This window comes from Pandoraea aquatica (genome assembly GCF_902459565.1).
GTDB lineage: Bacteria > Pseudomonadota > Gammaproteobacteria > Burkholderiales > Burkholderiaceae > Pandoraea > Pandoraea aquatica.
The window spans coordinates 1-18672 of the sequence record NZ_CABPSN010000008.1 but is presented as its reverse complement, the minus strand read 5'-3'; the positions used below and the strand labels follow the sequence as shown (position 1 = coordinate 18672).

Below are 18672 nucleotides of genomic sequence, written 5' to 3'. Positions count from 1 at the left end.
AAATCAGTTGGACCAGCCGCCGTCGATCAGGTGGATGGCGCCGGTAGTGAACGAGGATTCGTCCGAACCCAGATAGACGGCAAGTGCCGCAATTTCTTCGGGCGTGCCCACACGCCCCATCGGCTGACGCGCCACGAACTGCTCACGCACCGCCGTCAGACTCGTGCCCGCAGCATCTGCCTGCGTGGCGATACGCTGACGCAGCGACGGAGACTCGACCGTGCCCGGGCAGATCGCATTGCAGCGGATGCCGCGCGCGACGAAGTCGGCCGCGACGGACTTCGTCAGTCCGATCACCGCTGCCTTGCTCGTGCCGTAGACGCAACGATTCGCGACGCCCTTCACACTCGACGCCGCCGACGACATATTGATGATCGCCCCGCCGCCTGCGGCCAGCATCGCGGGCAGGAACGCTCGCGTGGTGCGGTACATGCTCTTCACGTTCAGGTCGAACGAGAAGTCCCACGCGGCTTCGTCGCACTCGAGAATCGAGCCGTGATGCACGAAACCGGCACAGTTGAACAGCACGTCGATCGCGCCGAGTTCGCTCGCGAGCGTGGTCACGGCCGCGCCGTCGGTCACGTCGAGTGCACGCCGCGTCAGATTCGGGTGATCGTCCAGCTGCGCGAGCGCGTCGGCATTCAGATCGGTGGCGATCACGCGCGCGCCTTCGCGCAGATAAGCCTCGACGCAGGCGCGTCCGATGCCTTGTGCCGCAGCAGTAATGACGGCGGTTTTGCCCGCCAGCCGGCCAGTCATGAGTGTCTCCTCCTGAGCCTGTAGATCGTTGGGGATGCGTCGGAACGCCGGATGGACCGGCTTAGGTATTCGTAACGGCTTGCGCGGCCGCAGCGTCGCCTTCGTTCAGCGCAATGACGGCGGATGCGGCGGACGCAGCATAGGCGTCGCGTACCCGGCACAGATGCTGGCGCATGGCTTGCGCCGCGCGCTCCGGGTCTCGCGTCTCGAGCGCTTCGAGAATGTGACGATGATCCTGCAAGCTGCGTTCGAGCACGCCGTCGACTTGCGACGTCACACGGCGGCTCTTCTTGCCCAGCAGATAGAGACTGTTCGCAATGCTTTGCAGGAACGGGTTTTCGCACGCATCGATGATCGTCTCGTGGAAGGCCATATCGGCCGCCGAAAACGTTTCGGGATTGCCTAGCAGCGCCTGCTCATCGTCGACGAGGGCATGCAGACGTGCGATGTCCTCGTCGCTGATGTGCGCGGCCGCCAGCGCAGCCACGCCGGGCTCGATGACCAAACGCGCGTCGAACAGGGATTCGAGTGTGCCCGCGTTCAGCTCGATGACCATCTCCAGCGGTTCGAGCAACTCCCGCATTTCGAGCGAACCGACGAACGTCCCCTCGCCTTGCCGGATGCGCAGCAACCCAAGCAGCGCGAGGCCGCGAATCGCCTCTCGCACGGCCGGGCGTCCGACGCCGAGCATGCTGGCGAGGTCGCGCTCGGGCGGCAGTTGCTGACCGGGCTTGAGCAGCCCGGTGCGAATCATCGTGAGCAAGCGCTGCGCAACCTGCTCCGAGACGGAAACCTGCACGATGGGATCGAATGACATGGTGTCGTTCAGTGGTAAGACCAATGAACGGGATGTTGCACCTGTCACCCATCGAGTGTCAACGCAAAATTTCGCTTACCTCATCCGCGACGTAGCAGGCTTTCGATTTTTGACCAAGTCATCGGAATTTATCGATAATTTCAGACTCGGAGTCAAACACACGATCGCGCAAGATCGTTTATTCATGCGGATCTCCGTCAATTTGCATCGCGAAATTGCACTGCGTCGCAAGTCAACGCCTTCTTGTTGTCTGGGTGTCACTTTTCTGCGACCATGATCTGTCGCCCCGAGGTTCTCATCGGGGCAATGTTCCCGCCGTCGCTTGATCTGCCGTAGCCCTGGCTGCACCCGTTCCCCGAAATTCTGGAGTCTCCGACGATGTCCTCCTCAAAGACCGCCAAGCTGGGCCACTGGACGATGTACATGCCAATCGTGGCCCTCATTGCCCTCGGTGTTGCCGCGTTTTTGCCGAACGCCGCAGCCCTCACGTTATGTGCAGCCGCACTCGCCGGGGCCGTGTTCTCGGCCGTGCACCACGCCGAGACCGTCGCTCACAAGGTCGGCGAACCGTTCGGTACGCTGGTCCTTGCCGTGGCCGTGACCATCATCGAGGTGGCGCTGATCGTCTCGGTCATGCTCTCCGGCGGACCCGACAAAGCCGGGCTGGCGCGCGATACGGTGTTTGCAGCCATCATGATCGTGTCGACGGGGATCGTCGGCTTATGCCTGCTGTTCGGCGGGGTTCGTCACCACACGCAGGGCTTTCACGTGGAAGGCGCGAGCGCTGCGCTCGCCGTGCTGTGCGCACTGTCGGTGCTCACGCTGGTACTGCCGAACTACACGAATTCCGTGATCGGACCGGGGCTCACGGCGTCGCAACTCGCGTTCGAAGGCGTGATCTCGCTGGTGCTGTATATGGTGTTCGTGTTCGTGCAGACGGTGAGCCATCGCGATTACTTCCTGGCGAAAGCGCCGAGCGAGGAAGTCCACGTGCCGCCGCCCTCGCGCCGCACGGCAGTGTTGAGTCTCGGGTTGCTGGTCGTGGCGCTGGTGGCCGTGGTGGGACTGGCGAAAAAGCTCTCGCCGGCCGTGGAGCAGGCGGTGGCGACCGCAGGGGCACCGAAGGCGGTGGTGGGGATTGTGATTGCTGCGCTGGTGCTGCTGCCCGAAGGTCTGGCCGCGCTGCGCGCCGCCCGTGCCAACAAGCTTCAGACGAGTCTGAATCTGGCGCTCGGCTCGGCGCTGGCCAGTATTGGCCTCACGATTCCGACGGTGGCGGCCGTGTCGCTGTTGCTCGATCAGCAGATCGAACTGGGACTCGCGCCGAAAGAGACGGTGCTGCTCGCCGTCACGCTGTTGGTGAGCGTGCTCACGCTCGGCACCGGACGCACGACCGTGTTGCAAGGTGCCGTCCACCTGGTGCTGTTCGCGGCGTTCCTGTTCCTGGCGATCGTGCCTTGATGCATTGATGCAGTCGTGTCCTGAAGCGTTGGCGCGTTAGCCGGCCAGCGCTTCAGTACCTCAGTGACTCAAGCCTTGGACGCCTTCTCGTTCGTCGCAGCGCCGTCATCCTTGACGTCGTTGGCGTCCGTCGATTCAGTAGCGTCCGCCGGCGCACCCAGCAGCGCACCCAGCAGCTTGCTGCCACCGCCACCGCGCTTGCCCTGTGCGCCCACGCCCTTGCCCGTCGGCGGGCCGCGACGCACACCGGCGTCGATCTTCAGGCCGCGACGCTTCTGAATCTCAAATTTAGTCTGTGTCATGGTGTTGTCCGGGTGTTGTCCGCGTTTTTGTCGGTTACGTCATGGATCGATGCCCAGGTCGCCTGCGGCCGCCAGCGTCTTGGCCAGCGCGTGCGCGGCTTCCAGCGCGTCGCTTGCCCAGCGGTAGGCGTCGGGCGTGGTGTGGGTGAGCGGCGGATCGAGCGATTCGATGACGTCGTCCACGTCTCGCCATCCGGTAAAGTGCACCACCCCGTAGAACTGCCCTTGCGGCGCGGGCGACGTTTCCGCCCAATAATAAAAGTCTTCCGCCAGCAGGCAGCCTTCGAAACCCATAGCGATCTGTCGAGATCCCGTGAAAAGGCGGCATCGTAGCACGACGCATGACGAGCGGCATACCGTCGCTACGCAGTAGAATACTGCGGCATAGCAACCCACGACTCTTTATACCGACATCACGATGTTCACCGGAATTGTTCAAGGCACGGCCACGCTGTCGTCCATCGAAGATCGCGACGGCATGCGCACGCTCGAGCTGGCGTTTCCCGAAGGCTTCTGCGAAGACCTGACCCTCGGTGCCAGCGTCTCCGTCGACGGCTGCTGCCTGACGGTCACGCAACTGCTCTCGCCCACCGCCGCGTCGTTCGACGTCATTCTCCAAAGCCTGAACGTGACGACGCTCGGCAGCTTCGGCACCGGCGCGCAGGTCAATGTGGAGCGCGCGGCCAAGGATGGCGCGGAAATCGGCGGCCATCCGCTCTCGGGCCACATCGACTTCTCGACTGAAATCCTCAGCGTGCGCACCTCCGACACGAATCGCGTGCTGCGCATCGCGATTCCCGAAGCGTTCCGCAAGTATGTCTTCGCCAAGGGCTACATCGCGATCAACGGCGCGAGCCTGACGGTCTCGGAAGTGAACCGTCAGGAAGGCTGGTTCGAGGTGTGGCTGATTCCGGAAACGCGCCGCATGACGACGTTCGAGGACAAGGGTGCCGGTTCGCGCGTGAATATCGAAATCGAACGCAGCACGCAGGTGGTCGTCGACACGGTCCGCGAAGCGGTGCAAGAAAGCCTCGGTCGTCTGCAACCGGTACTCGAAGCCCTGCTCAAGGAAAAGGGCCTCTCGCTCGACGACTTCGTCGGCGTGCCGAAGCTGCCCACCGACAAGGCATAACACCTGAGCCTCGCGTTCACCCCCAAAGGACTTTCATGCAACTCGCCACCTGGAACGTCAACTCGCTCAAGGTTCGTCTCGGACATGTGCAGGACTGGCTGCGCAGTAACCCCGTCGACGTCCTCTGTCTTCAGGAACTGAAGCTCACCGACGAGAACTTTCCGATTACGGAAATTGCCGCACTCGGCTACACGTCGCACTTCACCGGGCAGAAGACGTATAACGGCGTTGCGCTGCTGGTCAATCACGCCAAGGTCGGGGAAGCGACCGACCTCGTCAAGAACCTGCCGAATTTTCCGGATGAGCAGCAGCGTCTGATCACCGCGACCATCGGCGGCGTGCGGGTCGTCTGCGGCTACTTCCCGAACGGCCAGTCGCTCGACTCGGACAAGTTCGTCTATAAGCTCAACTGGCTCGACGCTCTCACCCACTGGCTGTCGGACGAATTGCAGCGTCACCCGCAGCTCGCGCTGCTCGGCGATTACAACATCGCGCCGGAAGACCGCGACGTGCACGATCCGGCGAAATGGGAAGGCAGCAATCTGGTATCGCCTCAGGAGCGTCAGGCGTTCGCGCGCCTGCAAGGGCTCGGTTTGCGCGACACATTCCGCATGTTCGATCAACCGGAAAAGACGTTCAGCTGGTGGGATTACCGCATGGGCGCGTTCCGACGCAACGCCGGCCTGCGCATCGATCACGTCCTCGCCTCCGCTGCACTGGCCGAGCGCTGCACCGGCTGCGAAATCGATCGCGTGCCGCGCACCTGGGAACAACCGTCGGACCACACGCCGGTCGTCGCCACGTTCAAGGACTGACGCGGCGCTTGCCCGTTACCGGGCAACGGCCCGGCAGCATCGGCAGCAATGAAAAACGGCACCCTCGGGTGCCGTTTTCTTTAACGCCTTGATCATGCGACGGACGCGACGGACGCGACGGATGCGCCGGCGCATGCTTGCCGCGCCACGGTTCGCGATGTGCTCACCTACTGGCTGGCGCGTGGATCGGTGAGACGCGACTCGTAGACGAAACAACGAATCGCGGCCTTGTTGCGCGTATCCATCTGCATGAATTCGAGACCGTAAGCCCACGTGCCGTCGGCCCGTGGCCCTTCAACGCTGCGCACCGCCCCACGCCCGACGATCGGCACGATATCCGCCCCGATCGGCACCCGGAACTGCACCGCGACGTGAAGACATCCCTCCGGCAACGGTGCCTTCGCCACGATGCCAGCACCATCGGCACTGATGTCGCGCACCAGCACGAGCCACTCGGGCGTGTCCTGCGGGTCGGCCAGCATGCGCGTCAGCGACGCACGCGACGTCTCGTCGATAGGCGACAGCCGTGCCACCAGTCGTGTGTCGACACGCGGCGTACGACGCACCGGCGTCTCCCTCACCTGTGACGGACGCGACAGCACCACGTAATCGAACGGGCCATGGTGCACGCTATGCACGTCGCACGTGAACTCGTACAGGTTGTCGCCCGGGAACGTCCAGAGCGCCAGCCGATCCCCCGCCACCATCGGCATGCGCGCGTCTCCCGCCATGGGGGGCGTGATGATCAGCATGCCGTTGGGTGCCCGGCCGATCAGGCGAGCCCGCACGCGTGTCATCTCGGCGTCCGGTGCCACCCGCACCTGAATCCACGCGCCGATTGGCAGCGGAACGGGTAAACCGTGCAAATAGACCGTCGATGCGCCAGCATCGAGCGGTGACGCCGAATTCGCCGCCTCCGTCCGACCGGCGGCCTCCCCCGTTGTCGCGCCCTCGGGCAGCGGCCGGTGCGGCGCAAACATCGTGAAGAGCCAGTCGAGATCGGCTTCGGACGGCAGACGCTCGCCCGCCGCCAGCAACGGTGTACCGTCGGCGTCGAACAGTGGCCAGGAGAGTGGGACGTGAGCGTCAAGCTCGCGACGATTGACCGCCACGAACCCCGGATAGCCTGACGCAATACAAGTCGAGTGCATGATGCCTGGAAGGGGTGTGACACCCCGAAAAGTCTCGGAATAAGGAAGCGACGCGGCGTCACGAAATGAAACGTAAGGCGCGTACGTATTTTTACCACGAAAGTGCGCTCGCGCTGATGGCGGAATATCAGGCAAAACGCCCCTCAATCCCCTGCAACGCTAGCGGTGCGTCACGGCGGGCAGCGCCTCGGTGCGGCTCGCGCGCCCGATCGCATGGGCGGGAAGCGGAAATCGAATGGCCCAGTACCACGGAAGGGTCTGAGCACAGGCTTGCGTCAGCCCGGGAAGTCCGGCGATCTCAGGGCAAGTCAGCCATTGCGTCAGTCGTTCGGCCAGTTGACCGGACGACGTTGCGTCGTTCGACAGGCACTCCCGCAATGCGATCGCCTCGGGTAGCAGACGCCATACGGCATCTCCGGTCATCGTCTCGTTGAGCACCGCGAGCGCGTATCGACGGCAGACGAGACGTGTACCGTCCGCCGACGATCTGTCTGCGTCGACCGTCGGTATGGCGACATACCACTCCGGTTGCGTCGCCAGCCAGGCCAGACCTGCGGCGAGCGACGTGAGCCGAATGCGGCGTGACGTAGAAATGCCCAACGTCACACCGGAGTCGGACGCCGATACCGGATGTTCGTGAAACACTTCCGCAATATCGGTGTGGCCCGACGACTGCAACCGCACATGTGAAGGTGACGACGAGGCGCGAACCAGCGCGTCGAGACGCTCAGCCGGACGCAATTCAGCAGACGGCATCGCAGCGGGCACTTCATCGACCATGGCGCGCGCAGGCCACACGCCGTGGCACGCAGCGTCGGCGCGCACCGCCCCCTCCTGGCCGAGCCACCGAGCCGTCAGCCGGACAAATGCGTCGAGAGGACGCGCCACCGGCCAAAGGCCTGCCAGACACCCGAATGCCCGTAACAGCCCTTGAAGTTGTCGCATCGTCCCGGGCACGTAGTCCTCTAGTGTTGTCATATCGCGCGCCACCACCCGCGTGCCCATCCATTGCCAGCCGGGTAGTGATTCGCACGCGAAGCCGATATCCCCCTCCTTCGGCTGACCCGCGCTCGCAGACCCCAACACGCTCTCGATCAGTGACTTCGGCAAACGCGCAGCGACTTCGCCGTCTGCCCCAATCCACACGAGGTAGGCCGGATCGAGCGCGTTGATGCCGTCCGCCGACAGCGCAACGTGAACCTGCGCCGGTATCACGCCGAACCACGCCGCACGCAAGGCGCTCGTGTCCGCGTCGCTGACATCACCCATCCCCGCTTCGGCCCAGTAAAGGGTCTGACAGATCGCGCCTGCGTACTGCCAGATGGCCTCGGGAGGCATTGTCACGCATCCGCGATGTAACGTGCCCAGCAGCGCCCCGGTGGCCCATGACGCCTCGTCGCGCGTCAGACGCATGTCCTTCAATGCATCGAGTTTGCGTGCCAGCCACTGCGCGCGTAGCGTGGCAAAGCGGCCATGATCGGCCAGACCGCCCTTCTCGCCCGGCGCGGCTAGCAGACGGCCAAGCCAGTCGCTGCGCCGAACGTGCTCCGGCAGACGATGTAAAGATGGCGATGCATCGTCGAGTGCATCGGCTGCATCGCACGCGTTGGATGCCACCGAAAGCGCAGACCGATGGCACAAGGCGTTCAGCAGTTGCAGAAAGACGTCCGCCCGCATCGCCGGTTGGTCCACGGGGAAGGTCATCCAGGATTTCACTACCGGATCGAGTTCGGACGGCGTCAATCGGCGCAGCCATGCGCCGTCCAGCCGAAGCCGGGCGTTTTGCCATTGCGTCGCACTCAGATCGCAATCGGGTCCGACGCGCACGCGCTTGAGACTGGTGCCGCAAAATCGCGCACGGCGCATGTCGCACGACTCGAAAAGCGCGCCGTTGAGCTTCGCACCGCGTGCATCCCAGGCAACGAGGTCGCACCGGCGGAATTCGGCACCCCGCAAGTCAGCTCCGCATGCGCGCCCGTAGCTCATCGTGACCGACGCCCATCGCGACTCTCTCGCCCGGGCACCGACGAGCACCATACGGCGCGCGGTGCCGTTCGTGAAGCACGCCCTGTGCAATCGCGCCCGATAAAAGGCCGCGTCATCGAGACGCGTCCTCTCGAACGTCACCCCCTGGCAACGCGTCGCGCCCAGATCGGCACCGCTCATCACGGCATGCAGAAAGTTCGCGCCACGAAGGTCGGCGCAGAGAAATCGGGTACCGCTCAGGACTGCCGCACGAAAGCACGCGTCGCGCAAATCCGTCCGTTCGAAGTCGGCATCGACCTGATGGGAATACGCGAACCCCGCACCACGTAGCGATGCGCCCGACCATGCCGTTCCATTGAATTGTCCACCGCCAAACTGAGCGCCCGGCGCGTGAACACCCCTCAGGTCGCCGTTCGACAGCGATAGATCCGGCAGCACGGCACCCCGCAAATTTGTCAGCGTCAGCGCCACACTCAGAACGCTCGCCGGCCACTCGCGTATCGGCAAATTGGCTGACACCGCGCGATCGAACGGGATGACATCCATCGGCGGCAACCAATGCCACTGCGGCGCACGCGCATGACTGTCGCCGGATGCCGCGCACCAGGCCACCATATCGCGCGCGATATCACCGGCGCGCGCATCGTGCAGCAGATGTGAATAGCGTGTGCTCCATACCTGCGTGAGCGCAGCCTTGTCGAAGGGTAAATCACCTCGTGTAGCGTCTGCCGTCACGCACAGCCGCTCGATACTGCCCATCCGATCTCTCAGTCTGGCGTCCTGCGCAAGCGCATGCGCCACCCACGCGACCAACCGCGCGATAGCACGGCGCTCACTGGCGTCGGCCCGAAGAATCGCGTAGCGCAACGCCTCCGGGGGGGCTTCGTCAGGGGAGTTCTGGGAAAAGGACGGTAAGTCACCGTGACCGTTTGCACCGCCCTCGACGCGTTCCGAGGGCGGCGAGGCCGAAGCGCCTGCCGGCGTGTGTTCGCCACGAGTGACAGCGGACTGGGACCACATGATGCGTCGCTCCTCGGCACACGCCTGGGCGCATGCGCAAAAAGCCACCATGTTGCCGAAAGAAGCTGGGGCTGCGCGCTAAGGAAATTCCGATTTAGTCGCGCAACCCCGAGGGGGACGGTCGTGCCTCAGGCGAGACAGAGTTCGAGGGCGTCGCGCCAGTCGGGCGCACGAACGCCGAAGTTGCGCGCGAGCTTGTCGTTGTCGAGCACGGAGAAGGCAGGACGTTTGGCCGGCAACGGATAAGCGGATGTCGGAATCGGCACAACGTTCGGGCGCTTTTCCGGTGCCGTCAGATCGAGAATCGCTTCCGTGAAACCGTGCCACGTCGTCTGACCAGCGGCCGTCAGGTGATAGAGACCGCCGCGCTCGCGCCAGAAGTCGGCGTCGATGCCACCCGCGCCCTCGTTGCCAAGCCCCTGCACCAGCACTTGCGACGTGAGTTCCGCGATCGTGCGGCACCAGGTCGGCGCGCCGTGCTGATCGGCGACGATACGCAGTTCGTCGCGCTCGCGGGCCAGACGCTGAACCGTCAGCAGAAAGTTCGCGCCACGTGCGCCGTAAACCCAGCTCGTGCGCAACACCAGGTGGTTTGCACCGCTTGCGGCAATGGCGGCCTCACCGGCAAGCTTGGTGCGGCCGTAAGCGTTTTGTGGATTGGTCGGTTCGTCTTCGCGATACGGCGTGGATGATGTGCCGTCGAATACGTAGTCGGTGGAGTAGTGAACGACGAGTGCGCCCAAACGCTTCGCCTCTTCCGCCATGATGCCGGGCACCACGGCGTTCACCTGATAGGCCGCCGCTTCTTCCGTCTCGGCACGGTCGACGGCCGTGTAAGCGGCCGGATTGATGATCAGGTCGGGCGCGAAATCGCGCACGGTCCGCACCACGCTGTCGGTGTCGAGCAGATCCATTTCACTGCGTCCGGGGGCGTGCACGTCTCCCATGCCTTGCAGGCAACGTGCCAATTCCCAGCCCACCTGTCCGGTAGCGCCCGTCAACAGGATGCGTCTTGCCATGATACGGCTCCCTTGTCGCAATGTGAGGAAACAAGGGAGCCTACTCGGTTTCGCTTCAGGTTTCTAGCCCAAGCTCCTGGATCTTTCGCGTGATCGTGTTGCGCCCGATCCCCAGACGGCTTGCGGCTTCGACCTTGCGCCCGCGCGTGAAGTCCAGCGCTTCGTTGATCAGCGCAGTCTCGAAGCGACGCGTGAGTTGGTCCATCACGTCCGGCGACGCCGAGCGCAACAATCGTGCGACCTCACGACGCAGGATCGGCTCCCAGCTTTCCACGCCCGGCATGCCGTTCATTCCCGGTGCGCCCGCCGCCTCGCCCACACCGCCGCCCATGCCACCCACCGGCACCGACGGCACCGCACCTACGCTGCCGTAGCCCGCGGCTCCCTGTGCCGGGTCAGCGCCACCCGGCGTTGCGGCTGCGCCATGCGATGCACCGTTCGCGTACGCCGGCATACCGGCCACCACCGCAGCAGGCGCGGTCGTCGTCTGAAATTCCGGCGGCAAATCTTTGATCTCGACCGTCTGCGCCGGCGCCATCACCGTCAGCCAGTTGCTGAGATTTTCCAACTGACGCACGTTGCCCGGGAACGGGAAGCGCGTCAGATGCGTGAGCGCCGCCTCGCTGATGCGCTTGGTTTCGACACCCAGTTCGCGCGCACTCTTCTGCAAGAAGTGACGCACCAGCAGCGGAATGTCTTCGTTACGCTCGCGCAAAGACGGCAAGCGCAACCGGATCACGTTCAGACGGTGATACAAGTCCTCGCGGAACAGCCCCTGACGCACGCGATCTTCCAGATTCTGGTGCGTGGCCGCGATCACACGCACGTTCGCCTTGATCGGGCTGTGACCGCCGACTCGGTAGTAGTTGCCGTCGGAGAGCACGCGCAACAAACGCGTCTGCAAATCCAGCGGCATATCGCCGATTTCGTCGAGAAACAGCGTGCCGCTCTCCGCTTGCTCAAAGCGTCCGCGACGCGTTGCCTGCGCCCCGGTGAACGCCCCGCGCTCGTGGCCGAACAGCTCGGATTCGAGCAGATCTTTCGGAATGGCCGCCGTGTTGAGTGCAATGAACGGCCCCGATGCGCGCGGCGAATGTCGATGCAATGCGCGTGCGACCAGCTCCTTGCCCGAGCCCGATTCACCGGTGATGAGCACCGTCGCGCTCGAATGCGACAGACGGCCGATGGCGCGGAACACGTCCTGCATCGCACTCGCCTGTCCGAGAATCTCGGGCTCTTCGGTAATGCGCTCGTCGTCCGTCGCTTCGCGCAGGCTTTCTTCGACAGCGCGCAGAATCAGCTCGACCGCGCGATCCACGTCGAACGGCTTGGCCAGATACTCGAACGCGCCGCCCTGAAACGCGGCGACGGCACTATCCAGATCCGAGAACGCCGTCATGATGATGACGGGCAGACCGGGATGCCGTTGCTTGGCCATTTGCAGCAGTTCGAGGCCGGAGCCACCCGCCATGCGGATGTCCGACACCAGCACTTGCGGCGAATCGTGTTCGAGCGCGGCGCTGGCTTCGCGCGGGCCGGTAAAGCTGCGCACCGGCAGATTGGCTCGCGAGAGTGCCTTCTCCAGCACCCATCGGATCGATTGGTCGTCGTCTACTATCCAGATCGGCTTCATTGTTCACCGTGTAACGTCTATGCCCGGCCGCAGGTGTTACGGCCGACGGCGTGAGGGCCGCATCAGCCCAGGGGCAGCAGGATTCGGAAATCCGTCCGTCCGGGCCGGCTTTCGCATTCGATCAGACCGTCGTGGCGCTGTATGAACGATTGCGCCAGTGTGAGTCCCAGACCGCTTCCCCCCTCTCGCCCGGAGACGAGCGGATAGAAGATGCGATCGCGAATGTCGGCAGGTATGCCTGGCCCGTTGTCGATCACATGCAATTCCAATGCCAGCTTGTGCAATCGCTTGGCAATCGTGATCTTTCGCGCCACTCGTGTGCGCAATACGATGCGTGCGTCGCCACGCGCGATCTGCTCGCGCAGCGCTTCGGCACCGTTGCGCACGATATTGAGTAGCGCCTGAATAAGTTGCTCTTTGTCGCCCCGGAAATCGGGCAGGCTGACGTCGTAGTCCCGCTCGATCGAGAGTCCTTGCGGGAATTCGGCGAGCACCACCGAACGCACGCGCTCGCACACTTCGTGGATGTTCACGTCCGTGGCGATATACGGATGGCGATGCGGCTCCAGCAAGCGATCGACCAGCGTCTGAAGCCTGTCGGACTCCTTGATGATCACCTGCGTGTATTCGCGCAACTCGCGCTGATCCAGCTCGAACTCCAGCAACTGCGCCGCACCGCGAATGCCGCCGAGCGGGTTCTTGATTTCGTGCGCCAGGTTGCGGATAAGCTGCTTGTTCATCAACGCCTGATCGATGATCCGCTCTTCGCGTTCGTTCTTGAGCTTCTGCTCATTCTCGATCAGCTCGACGATCACGAAATCGGGCGCAGCCTCGGGCGCGGCCACAATCGCGTGCGTGTGCAACGGCTCCTGCGCGGTGCGCTCAAGCACCAGATCGAGGCGTGTCGTCTGGAAGTGATTCGCGATGAGTTCCGTCATCGTCGACGACAGCACCTCGCCGTTCGTGAACACGTCGTTCCAGGTCATTTGCGAGAGCGAGCGACGCGACAAGGCCAGCAACGCTTCGGCGGCCGGGTTCGCAAAGACCACGCGCAACGAGTGCTTTTCCAGCACCAGCAGCACGGTCGGCAACGCTTCCAGCCCGGGCAGAATGCCGGTCCCGGCAAGCTTGGCTTCCCACGGGTCGACCATGGCATGCACCGCAGTCACGGGTGCGGATGCGGCATCAGCCGTCAGATCGGCAGCAGCATTGGCGGCAACATCAGCGGCAACATCGCCGGCATTGGCGGAATGCGAAGCCCGCTTCGTCTGCCCTTTCTCACCAGCGCGGACACTTTTCATCAAGGATCTAGGCGTTAGGTTCGTGGCAGGCCGCTAGCACAATGCACATCGACGATGCATGGCACGCGCGCTGCGGATAAAAAAGGGGGACGGCCGCGGCCATCCCCCCGTGCTTGTCGAGCATGACGGTCGGCCGCAGGCGTTCCGTCATGCCGGCGCATTCCTGCGCAGCGACTCGATTACAGCGAGTAGTACAGTTCGAACTCGAGCGGGTGCGTGGTCATGGCCACACGGCGAGCTTCGTCCGTCTTCAGCGCGATGTACGAATCGAGCATGCCGTCGGTGAACACACCGCCACGGGTCAGGAACTCGCGGTCTTCGTTCAGGTATTCCAGCGCCTGTTCGAGGCTCGAGCACACGGTCGGGATCTTTGCGTCCTCTTCCGGCGGCAGGTCGTACAGGTTCTTGTCGGCAGCTTCGCCCGGGTGGATCTTGTTCTGCACGCCATCCAGACCGGCCATCAGCATGGCGGCAAACGACAGGTACGGGTTAGCCATCGGGTCCGGGAAGCGCGCTTCGATGCGGCGGCCCTTCGGGTTGGCAACGTACGGAATACGGATCGATGCCGAACGGTTACGGGCCGAGTAGGCCAGCTTCACCGGGGCTTCGAAGTGCGGCACGAGACGCTTGTACGAGTTCGTCGACGGGTTCGTGATCGCGTTCAGGGCACGGGCGTGCTTAATGATGCCGCCGATGTAGTACAGCGCGAATTCCGACAGACCGCCGTAGCCGTTGCCTGCGAACAGGTTCTGACCGTCCTTCCAGACCGACTGGTGGATGTGCATGCCCGAACCGTTATCGCCAACGATCGGCTTCGGCATGAACGTGGCCGTCTTGCCGTAGCTGTGCGCCACGTTGTGCACGACGTACTTCAGGATCTGCGTCCAGTCGGCGCGCTCGACCAGCGTCGAGAACTTCGTGCCGATTTCGTTCTGGCCCTGGCCAGCCACTTCGTGGTGGTGCACTTCAACCGGCACGCCGAGTTGTTCGAGCAACAGGCACATTTCCGAGCGCATGTCCTGGAACGTGTCGACCGGTGCGACCGGGAAGTAACCGCCCTTCGTGCCCGGACGGTGGCCGGTGTTGCCGCCGTCGAAGTCCTTCGACGAGGACCACGGGGCTTCTTCGGAATTGATCTTCACGAAGGTGCCCGACATATCCGTGTTCCACTGGACCGAGTCGAAAATGAAGAATTCCGGCTCCGGACCGAAGAAGGCGGTGTCGCCCAGGCCCGTGCTCTTCAGGTAGGCTTCAGCGCGCTTGGCGATGGAGCGCGGATCGCGGTCGTAGCCCTTGCCGTCGGCCGGTTCGATCACGTCGCAGGTCAGGACCAGCGTGTTTTCTTCGTAGAACGGGTCGATGTAAGCGGTGTTGGCGTCCGGCACCAGCAGCATGTCCGAGGCTTCGATGCCCTTCCAGCCAGCGATCGACGAACCATCGAAAGCGTGACCGCTCTCGAACTTGTCAGCGTCGAAGTGCGACACGGGCACCGAGACGTGCTGCTCTTTGCCGCGCGTGTCCGTAAAGCGGAAGTCGACGAACTTGACGTCTTCTTCCTTAACCAGGTTCATCACATCTGCCACAGATTTGCTCATGCTATCTCCCGAAAGATTCAATCTGGCGCTGCTGGCGCTCATCGCCCGCGTCGCCGCACCCTCTTAACGAACTCCGTGTTCGGATTCGCCAGTGATAAGCAGGAAGCGTGCCAGCGCATCGCTTCACTGTCGTACCTCACCCTCGCCCACTGATTTCTAAGGAAATATTCGACACTGGTGCGTCCGGTGCCGAATTCCCGCTCATGGGCTTCAATTCTCCATTTCGGTGCACTCCGCACCAAAACATCACTAAATTGGTGCATTTTCCAATTATGCACCTTTTGAGTGCCAACAGGCCGCCGCACTGACCCGAAGTTGTGCACCATGTTGCACCGTCGTCGGGCGCGTCGGATTCGGTCCGCAAAATATCCAGACGACTCCCAATGCCGCGCGATGTCACTTAAAGCGCATCTTTGCGTGTCGTGCACGCTAGAATGAAGGACAACCATCGACTAACGAGATCACAGCAATATGACAAGCGCAAAAGCCATTCTCGACCAAGCGACGCAGCGTCGCGCCACGGGTCAGCTCGCCTACGCAGGCGCAGTCACGCCGGAAGAAGCGCTGGCATTGCTCAACGCCGACGCCAACGTTCGCCTGATCGACGTGCGCACGCGTGCGGAACTCGATTGGGTCGGACGTCCCCAGGTGCCGGACGGGCAGTACGCCAACGTCGAATGGGTGCGTTATCCGGGTGGCGTGCCTAACGAACACTTCCTCGAACAACTGACGTCGCAGACGACGGACAAGACAACGCCGCTGCTGTTCCTGTGCCGCAGCGCCGCCCGCTCGAAGGCTGCCGCGAAGGTCGCTTATGAAGCCGGCTTCACGCAATCGTTCGACATCCTCGAAGGCTTCGAAGGCGACAAGGACGGCAACGGTCATCGCAAGAATGTGAGCGGCTGGTGCTTCCGCGGCCTGCCCTGGCTCGGCGCATAACATCGGGACATCGGTCACCACCAACATAGTGACTGATGGCCAGGTCAGCATCGCGTAGACAACTCTTGGATCACGCGCAACGACATCAACGCGAGGAGACGCAACGATGGACTGGACTCACTTGCTGACTTTCGCGCTCGCCCTGTTCGTGGGCGCGGGCACGCCCGGTCCGGGCATCGCGGCCATCGTTGCGCGCGTGCTCGGACGCGGCACGCAAGGCGCGATCGCTTTCACCGCAGGCGTCGCCATTGGCGATGTCGTCTGGCTCACGCTCGCCGTGCTGGGTGTGGCGGCACTCGCGCATACGTTCTCCGGCGTGTTCCTCGCGATCAAGTACGCCGGCGCAGCCTATCTGCTCTATCTCGCCTGGAAGATGTGGCACGCCCCGGCCATTGCGCCGACGGAGCCACTGGCCGCCGCACCGCGCGAGAAGTCCTGGCGTCTGTTTCTGGGCGGCCTGTCGGTCACGATGGGCAACCCGAAGGTCGTCGTCTTCTATTTCGCACTGCTGCCCAACCTGCTCGATCTTCAACGCGTGACGGCGCTCGGTTACATCGAAGTCGTTGGCGTCACGCTGACGGTCCTCGCCATTGTGTTCGGCAGCTATATTGCGCTGGCGTCCCGCGCACGGCGACTGCTCAGCTCGGCACGTGCCGTGAAGCGACTGAATCGCGCGACAGGCACCGTGATGGCCGGTGCGGCCGTTGCCATCGCCACGCGCTGAACGCCTGCGCAGCATCTCCGCCGCGTCACTGCACGACGAACGCCACCTTCGGGTGGCGTTTTTCATTGATGCCGCGCCGCAGAGCGCGTCTCATCGAGTGAGAACGCACGTCGCATTGTTGCTGTTCGCGTAATGATTCATTCGCTTAATTGCCGTTTTTCCGTGATAGCCGGAGGCATAGACTGGCTTCACCGGTCGCGCACAACGCATACCGCGTCCTACCAACAGTCTCTCGGTACCGATGCATTGCGCGCCCCCGCAACACAGAAGAACAGGAATTAACGTCATGGATCGCATCATCAATCGCAAGCGCATTGCATCCGCAGTGATCTCGGCCGCGCTGGCCACCGCAGCAGGTTCCGTTTTCGCTCAGTCGCATCTGTCGAGCGACGCTTACCCGGACGGCTCACCGTTCGGCTGGGTGCCGCAAACGTCCCAACTCACCCGCGCACAAGTGCGCGAGGAACTGATCGACGCACGCGCCAAGGGCCTGATTCCGCAGAACGACTACGACTACCCGGCGTTCAACACGATGAACAACGCCAACGTGCCGGGCAAGACGCGTGCACAGGTCTACGACGAACTCGTGCGTGCGCGCCAAAACGGCGAGATGAAGTACTCGAATCCGTAAGCCACCGAACCGGCCCTCGTCATGCTGCCTACCTCGGGCAGCGTGACTGACGCACGCAGGCCGAACGGCATCTTCAGCCTGCGTTGCGTCACCTTGTTTTAATGCTTCGCTTTGTTGCGTCGCCTCATTACCTGCCTCATTACCTGCTTCATGACCTGCCTCATGATCTGCTTTAAGACCTCTTAGTCCCGCCGACAGGCGCGCGCCCCCGCCCAACGACGTCTTACCGGGCTAACCGTGGTGCGTCGGTCCAGTGCTTCCCCTCTGGCCCGGCAGTCACGCACGGCTTCCCATGGGCGCATCTCCTGTCGCCATGCGTTCCCCGTAATCGCATGGGACTTTCGCCCGCGCTCCCGCCCTGGAGTGCGGGCTTTTTTCATTGCGGCGCAGGTAGACGGCGGTGGACTGCGCAGGCTGCGTGCTACCATGCAGCCGTTTCAATTTGCATAGACAGGATCATCCGGTGAGTGACATCCAACTAGATATCGAGTGGACCGAGCGCGCAGCGAAGAAGGCCGAACGACTCGTTCCCAAGGACACCCCGCTCGGGTTGCCGCCGCTCGAATGCCTGCCGCAGGAAGGTGACGTGATGTTCCTCGGCAAGGGCGACAAGAAGCAACCATTCGTTGTGGTGGAGCGTCAGTACCACCACGAAGGCGAAGACGCCTGGACGATCATCCTGATCCTGGATCTTCCGGAATAACGACGACGTCCCCTGAGGGGCATGCATGACGTTCGAAGCACCGGCATGAGAAACGCTTGCCGCTGCCTCGGACGGATCGCAGACCTGTCCGGAAAGCACGGCGCGGCCACTGGGGAAACCCCGGTTGTCGCGCCGCTTTGCTTGAGGAAAGCCGTTTTCTATACTTGAAACGCGACTTACCTCGTGCATCGCCTGGTGACGACAGGGAGATCCAACATGATCGCGCCCCACCTTTCCAACGCCCAGCTGGTCTCTATGTTTGCGATCGCGGTATTCGGTGCGATCGTTGTCGGCGCAATGCCGTGCAAAGGGACCGTTCGAATGTGCTGGCGATCGCTGCTCGTGGTCGTGGGCGCAGTGCTCGCGGTGCTGGCGTTCGAGATGGTTCCGCTTCTCGCCTGAGACCTTTTTTGCGGATTTTCATCATTAAGGGTTGACCCCATGCGGAAGAGCCGATATTATCTCGGTCTCGTTGGGGCGTTAGCTCAGTTGGTAGAGCAGCGGACTCTTAATCCGTAGGTCGAGTGTTCGAGTCACTCACGCCCCACCAAACGAATTTTTAAGAAAGGCTGCGATGCCGTGCAGCCTTTTTTATTCCCGGTAGCACCGGGGCGTTAGCTCAGTTGGTAGAGCAGCGGACTCTTAATCCGTAGGTCGAGTGTTCGAGTCACTCACGCCCCACCA

General features: G+C 63.0%; 18 protein-coding genes and 2 tRNA genes. 10 read left to right on the top strand and 10 right to left on the bottom strand.

Annotated features, from left to right (window positions below; genetic code table 11):
- Window positions 1-3 precede the first annotated feature (3 nt).
- The gene (locus tag PAQ31011_RS21560) at window positions 4-759 is read right to left on the bottom strand and encodes an SDR family oxidoreductase (RefSeq protein ID WP_150577762.1); all 756 of its coding nucleotides are present in this window, start codon (window positions 757-759) and stop codon (window positions 4-6) included.
- Between the two features lie 61 nt (window positions 760-820).
- The gene (locus PAQ31011_RS21555; RefSeq protein ID WP_150577761.1) at window positions 821-1576 is read right to left on the bottom strand and encodes a FadR/GntR family transcriptional regulator; all 756 of its coding nucleotides are present in this window, start codon (window positions 1574-1576) and stop codon (window positions 821-823) included.
- Window positions 1577-1954: 378 nt separating this feature from the next.
- Between PAQ31011_RS21555 and PAQ31011_RS21550 the strand changes: the two genes are divergently transcribed.
- Window positions 1955-3037 carry a calcium:cation antiporter gene (locus tag PAQ31011_RS21550; protein ID WP_150577760.1) on the top strand — a complete coding sequence of 361 codons (1083 nt, stop codon included), beginning with the start codon at window positions 1955-1957 and terminating at the stop codon, window positions 3035-3037.
- A gap of 68 nt (window positions 3038-3105) precedes the next feature.
- Here the strand turns inward: PAQ31011_RS21550 and PAQ31011_RS21545 are convergent, their stop codons facing one another.
- Together PAQ31011_RS21545 and PAQ31011_RS21540 are read right to left on the bottom strand one after the other, a co-directional pair.
- Window positions 3106-3339, bottom strand: a complete 234-nt coding sequence (locus tag PAQ31011_RS21545; protein WP_150577759.1) for a hypothetical protein — start codon at window positions 3337-3339, stop codon at window positions 3106-3108.
- A gap of 39 nt (window positions 3340-3378) precedes the next feature.
- On the bottom strand, window positions 3379-3633 hold the full coding sequence (locus tag PAQ31011_RS21540; protein WP_150577758.1) for a hypothetical protein: 255 nt from the start codon (window positions 3631-3633) through the stop codon (window positions 3379-3381).
- A gap of 124 nt (window positions 3634-3757) precedes the next feature.
- On the opposite strand from PAQ31011_RS21540, the gene PAQ31011_RS21535 reads away from it, so the two are divergent.
- Complete coding sequence (locus PAQ31011_RS21535; protein ID WP_150577757.1) at window positions 3758-4471, top strand: riboflavin synthase subunit alpha; 714 nt, start codon at window positions 3758-3760, stop codon at window positions 4469-4471.
- Window positions 4472-4506: 35 nt separating this feature from the next.
- Complete coding sequence (gene xth, locus PAQ31011_RS21530; RefSeq protein ID WP_150577756.1) at window positions 4507-5286, top strand: exodeoxyribonuclease III; 780 nt, start codon at window positions 4507-4509, stop codon at window positions 5284-5286.
- 167 nt (window positions 5287-5453) lie between these two features.
- Here xth and PAQ31011_RS21525 read toward each other — a convergent pair whose 3' ends face one another.
- From PAQ31011_RS21525 to glnA, 6 genes are all read right to left on the bottom strand, one after another.
- Window positions 5454-6437, bottom strand: coding sequence for a flagellar brake protein (locus tag PAQ31011_RS21525; protein WP_150577755.1), 984 nt, complete (start codon window positions 6435-6437; stop codon window positions 5454-5456).
- A gap of 159 nt (window positions 6438-6596) precedes the next feature.
- Window positions 6597-9443: a pentapeptide repeat-containing protein gene (locus tag PAQ31011_RS21520; RefSeq protein WP_174990229.1), complete on the bottom strand. Its 2847-nt coding sequence runs from the start codon at window positions 9441-9443 to the stop codon at window positions 6597-6599.
- A gap of 128 nt (window positions 9444-9571) precedes the next feature.
- Window positions 9572-10462 (bottom strand): dTDP-4-dehydrorhamnose reductase, encoded by an 891-nt coding sequence (gene rfbD, locus PAQ31011_RS21515; RefSeq protein WP_150577753.1) that lies wholly within the window; start codon window positions 10460-10462, stop codon window positions 9572-9574.
- Window positions 10463-10517: 55 nt separating this feature from the next.
- Window positions 10518-12095: a nitrogen regulation protein NR(I) gene (gene ntrC, locus PAQ31011_RS21510; protein WP_150577752.1), complete on the bottom strand. Its 1578-nt coding sequence runs from the start codon at window positions 12093-12095 to the stop codon at window positions 10518-10520.
- 62 nt (window positions 12096-12157) lie between these two features.
- The gene (gene glnL, locus PAQ31011_RS21505; protein WP_150577918.1) at window positions 12158-13246 is read right to left on the bottom strand and encodes a nitrogen regulation protein NR(II); all 1089 of its coding nucleotides are present in this window, start codon (window positions 13244-13246) and stop codon (window positions 12158-12160) included.
- A gap of 329 nt (window positions 13247-13575) precedes the next feature.
- Complete coding sequence (gene glnA / locus PAQ31011_RS21500) at window positions 13576-14991, bottom strand: type I glutamate--ammonia ligase (RefSeq protein ID WP_150577751.1); 1416 nt, start codon at window positions 14989-14991, stop codon at window positions 13576-13578.
- Between the two features lie 471 nt (window positions 14992-15462).
- On the opposite strand from glnA, the gene PAQ31011_RS21495 reads away from it, so the two are divergent.
- The 7 genes from PAQ31011_RS21495 (at window position 15463) to PAQ31011_RS21465 (ending at window position 18672) form a co-directional block, all read left to right on the top strand.
- Window positions 15463-15930, top strand: coding sequence for a rhodanese-like domain-containing protein (locus PAQ31011_RS21495; RefSeq protein WP_150577750.1), 468 nt, complete (start codon window positions 15463-15465; stop codon window positions 15928-15930).
- Between the two features lie 106 nt (window positions 15931-16036).
- Window positions 16037-16654, top strand: coding sequence for a LysE family translocator (locus tag PAQ31011_RS21490; RefSeq protein ID WP_039398964.1), 618 nt, complete (start codon window positions 16037-16039; stop codon window positions 16652-16654).
- 286 nt (window positions 16655-16940) lie between these two features.
- Entirely contained in the window at window positions 16941-17285 is a 345-nt protein-coding gene (locus tag PAQ31011_RS21485; protein WP_174990228.1) for a DUF4148 domain-containing protein, read from the top strand.
- Window positions 17286-17748: 463 nt separating this feature from the next.
- Window positions 17749-17988: a hypothetical protein gene (locus PAQ31011_RS21480; RefSeq protein WP_039398969.1), complete on the top strand. Its 240-nt coding sequence runs from the start codon at window positions 17749-17751 to the stop codon at window positions 17986-17988.
- 216 nt (window positions 17989-18204) lie between these two features.
- Complete coding sequence (locus tag PAQ31011_RS21475) at window positions 18205-18390, top strand: hypothetical protein (RefSeq protein ID WP_150577749.1); 186 nt, start codon at window positions 18205-18207, stop codon at window positions 18388-18390.
- 72 nt (window positions 18391-18462) lie between these two features.
- Window positions 18463-18538, top strand: a tRNA-Lys gene (locus PAQ31011_RS21470).
- A 58-nt stretch (window positions 18539-18596) separates the two neighbouring features.
- Window positions 18597-18672: transfer RNA gene (locus tag PAQ31011_RS21465), tRNA-Lys, on the top strand.